Source organism: Bacillus sp. P4_D3 (genome assembly GCF_056401855.1).
This window is the reverse complement of record NZ_JBFUIN010000330.1, coordinates 1-3,557: the sequence shown is the minus strand read 5'-3', so window position 1 is coordinate 3,557 and position 3,557 is coordinate 1. Positions and strand designations below refer to the sequence as shown.

Genomic DNA, 3,557 nt, shown 5'->3' with positions numbered 1-3,557 from the left:
TCTCCACACTCGTCCCTCCCACTTCCATAAAGTGAATCCTTCATCAACGAGGAATTTTTCCCTATTTAATTATTAATTGAACAAATTAGACTAACGTCCACCAAGACTCTTTACACTTACTAAATCTAAAGGGAAAAGCCTGATTATCCTCTACTGTTGAATAAATCGTGCACTCTTATAGTTATATTCATCCTAACGCAATAACTTTCGTTAAAATTCTTTCTTTCTCTAAAACATCAAAAGGGCAGTCTCACTATATAGAGACTGCCCTTAAAAAGTTATAATCGATATCATATTTATCCTAAAATATGATATCCTGAATCAACATGAATATTCTCACCTGTTACTCCGCGTGCTAAATCACTGAATAAGAATACTGCTGTATCCCCAACTTCTTCTGGAGTTGTTGTGCGGCGAAGTGGTGCGCGCTCCTCGATTTCTCTTAAGATTGAGTTAAAATCGCCTACACCTTTCGCAGATAACGTACGAATTGGTCCTGCAGAAATAGCGTTAACGCGAATGCCATGTTGTCCTAAATCATTCGCTAAATATTTCACGCTAGCTTCTAATGAAGCTTTCGCAACACCCATAACGTTATAGTTTTTCACAACACGCTCGCCGCCAAGGTATGTTAACGTTAAAATATTTCCGCCTTCTGTCATTACTTTCTTCGCTTCTCTTGCTACAGCTGTTAAAGAGAATGCACTAATATTTTGTGCAAGTAAAAATCCATCGCGAGAAGTATCTACAAATTCGCCTTTTAAATCGTCACGATTTGCAAAAGCAATACAATGTGCTACACCATGAATTGTACCAACTTCTTGCTTAATCGTTTCAAAGCAAGCTGTAAGTTCTTCATCATTCGTTACGTCACAAGGTAATACAAGTGATTCTTGCCCTTCTAATGTATCCGCTAATTCACGAACGTTTCTTTCTAAACGTTCTCCTGCAAATGTGAATATTAATTTTGCACCTGCATTATGCAAAGAGCGAGCAATTCCCCATGCAATACTTCTTTGATTCGCAACGCCCATAACAACAAATGTTTTCCCTTGTAATAGTTCCATGATATATCCTCCCAGAAATACTTATACTTGTTATTAGTACCTGATACTATAATAATAGTACCATAAAACCTCTTAAAGGCAAACAAAAAAGTCATTAACTTCAAATTCGTTAATGACTTTTTGTTTCTATAAAAAACCGCTCTAATCCTTCTTCCCAAGAAGGCATTTCTAAAAAACCATTTAATCGTAGCATGTTATGTTGAAAGATAGAATATTTCGGTCTCGCTGCCGCCGATCCGAATTCTTCGGTTGAAACAGGTAATACATTCACTTTCATATTTGCATATAAAAATATTTTTTGAGCAAATTCAAACCAAGAACATGAGCCTCTATTTGATACGTGATACGTACCGTATAAAGAAGTATGAATGAGCTTATTAATAATCATATTTAAATCCGCCACATACGTAGGAGAGCCGATTTGATCCGCTACAACAGATATTTCTTCTCTTTCTTTTCCTAATCGCATCATCGTTTTCACAAAATTATTTCCATACTTACCATATAGCCACGATGTACGAACGATAAAATATTTATTATGTAGCTCTTTAACGAACTGCTCCCCCGCAAACTTAGAGGCCCCGTATATATTTATCGGCGCTGGATTATGAAATTCATCATATCCATCCGGTCTGTCCCCTTGAAATACATAATCGGTACTAATATAAACTAACTTAGCCCCTACTAATTGTGAAGCAACCGCTACATTTCGAGCTCCTATCGCATTTATTAAATAAGCAAGATCTTGTTCTTTCTCAGCATGATCAACCTTCGTATACGCTGCACAATGAATGATTATATGTGGCCTTATTTCTTGTACCACTTGCTGAATTCGGGATATATTTGTTACATCTAGTAACTTTTTATCAAATGGATATATATCATATTCTTCAGGATTCAACTCTTCTTGTAGTTGTTTTCCCAATTGACCATTTGCTCCTGTTATGATAACCCGCTCTTTCATTTACATGCCCCTTACTTTTCTTTTAGTCGTCTCCACCATTCCGTATTGTTTTCATACCATTCCACCGTTTCTTTTAACCCTTGTTCAAACGTATACTTCGGTTCCCAATCAAACTCATTCTTCATCTTTTKTGCATCAATCGCATAACGACGATCGTGACCTAAACGGTCTGTAACAAATTCAATATCTTTTTTCGTTTTTCCCAATAGATTAATAATTTGTTCCACAACATCTACATTTGTTTTTTCGTTATTTCCGCCTATATTATATACTTCTCCTAAACGCCCCTTATGCAAAACAACATCAATCGCGCTACAATGATCCGTTACATGTAACCAATCTCTTACATTTAATCCATCACCATATAACGGTAGATTTTTTCCTTCCAGCGCATTCGTAACCATTAATGGAATTAACTTCTCAGGATATTGATACGGCCCATAGTTATTGGAACAACGCGTCACTATGACTGGTAATTGATATGTTTTATAATAAGATAAAGCTATCATGTCAGCGCTCGCCTTACTGGAAGAGTATGGACTATTTGGAGCTAACTTGGTTTCCTCGGTAAACTTCCCTGTTTTCCCTAAAGACCCGTACACTTCATCTGTTGATACTTGCACGAGTTTAATATGTGGATATTTTTTCACTAACTCTAATAAGGTGACTGTCCCGATTACATTCGTATCATAAAAAGGAATAGGATTTTCAATGCTACGATCCACATGTGATTCCGCTGCAAAATTTACAATTATTTGCACGTCACGTTCATTAATAATATGCTCCAGCAGCTCTCCATTTTGGATCTTCCCCTTTATGAATGAATAGTTAGGATTGTCTTGAATTGACTTTACATTATTTAAATTCCCGCTATATGTTAATGCATCGTAATTAATAATTCTATATGTTTCATAGTTTTTTAACATATAGTGAATGAAATTACTTCCAATAAATCCTGCTCCACCTGTTACTAGTATATTCATAAACAACTCTCCTACTTAAAAACTATCTTCATATCCCTGAAGTAATGGTAATATGCGGTCCTTATCCGACAAAATAGGGTTTGTTACCGGCCATGGAATTGCTAGTTCTTTATCTTCCCAAAGCAAACCTGAATCATGCTCAGCACTATAATACTCATCTACTTTATACATAACAATTGTATGAGGTACAAGCGTACAAAAACCATGAGCAAATCCTTTTGGCACTAATAATTGCCGGTGATTATCCGCGCTTAAAATATACCCTTTCCATTGTTTAAAGGTTGGTGAATCTTTTCTTAAATCTACGATAACATCATAAATTGCCCCTTGAACAACTTGAATGAGTTTCGTTTGTGCTTTCGGTTTTTTCTGGAAGTGTAGTCCTCGAATCGTTCCCGCTTTAGCTGAATAAGATACGTTATCCTGTACAAATGAATCCGTAATTCCTAATGTTTCTAGCACCCTCTTATTATAACTTTCTATAAAGAAACCTCGATCGTCTTCAAATAACTTCGGTTCTAACAATTTCGCATCGGTAAAATT

At 36.0% G+C, this 3,557-nt stretch carries 4 protein-coding genes; all 4 read right to left on the bottom strand.

The features are described from left to right. Nucleotides 1-296: 296 nt before the first annotated feature. On the bottom strand, nt 297-1,067 hold the full coding sequence (gene fabI, locus AC1DTM_RS20470; RefSeq protein WP_002158869.1) for an enoyl-ACP reductase FabI: 771 nt from the start codon (nt 1,065-1,067) through the stop codon (nt 297-299). A 109-nt stretch (nt 1,068-1,176) separates the two neighbouring features. Then, entirely contained in the window at nt 1,177-2,031 is an 855-nt protein-coding gene (gene rfbD / locus AC1DTM_RS20465) for a dTDP-4-dehydrorhamnose reductase (RefSeq protein WP_256416073.1), read from the bottom strand. Nucleotides 2,032-2,042: 11 nt separating this feature from the next. Beyond that, nucleotides 2,043-3,014, bottom strand: coding sequence for a dTDP-glucose 4,6-dehydratase (gene rfbB, locus AC1DTM_RS20460; protein ID WP_477000749.1), 972 nt, complete (start codon nt 3,012-3,014; stop codon nt 2,043-2,045). Nucleotides 3,015-3,029: 15 nt separating this feature from the next. Next, nucleotides 3,030-3,557: dTDP-4-dehydrorhamnose 3,5-epimerase (gene rfbC, locus AC1DTM_RS20455; protein WP_477000748.1), on the bottom strand; the 528-nt coding region annotated here is incomplete at its 5' end.

Coding starts and splice junctions, on each gene's coding strand:
- fabI (WP_002158869.1), bottom strand. CDS start 1,067: ATGGAACTATTACAAGGGAAAACATTTGTTGTTATGGGCGTTGCGAAT.
- rfbD (WP_256416073.1), bottom strand. CDS start 2,031: ATGAAAGAGCGGGTTATCATAACAGGAGCAAATGGTCAATTGGGAAAA.